Annotated in this window: 1 pseudogene; it reads right to left on the reverse strand. The window is 43.8% G+C overall.

The features are described 5' to 3' along the window. Positions 1-419, reverse strand: a pseudogene (locus DVK07_RS22565) (DEAD/DEAH box helicase); the annotation flags it as partial. Between the last annotated feature and the right edge of the window lie 45 nt (positions 420-464).

Raw genomic sequence — 464 nt, forward strand, 5'->3', positions numbered from 1 at the left:
TCTTGGTGATTACGTACGTTCGTATACAATGTATTCTGTAGAACAGGATCAACAGTAGGATTTTTTCTCAGTATTTCTCTCGGAATTTCCAAGTCAGAAAGTAGGGGTTTGAGCCGAGAATGTATTTCATCGATATCTTCCTGCGATACACCCTTTCTGGAGAGGTATTCAGACACACTATGATCGTCCTTCACGTAGCGGTTTCGAAGAAGTGTTATCGTATATCTGAGTCCGTCGTCCTCAATATCACCAATCCGATCTTCATCAACTCGGTTGACGAGTTCATCCCTATTTTCAGATATTGCCTTCCCGGTAGCTGAAGTGACCTCCTTGCTCGTCGTTTTCCCGATTTTGTCATCTCCCCATTCCTCATCTTCCCTATCGATGTAATATATCGTCCCGTACATTTTCTTTCCCACCCGACCTACTCGACCAAGTAAATTCTCGAATTCATGGTCGGAGAG

Source organism: Halorubrum sp. Atlit-26R (assembly GCF_003666015.1).
Lineage (GTDB): Archaea > Halobacteriota > Halobacteria > Halobacteriales > Haloferacaceae > Halorubrum.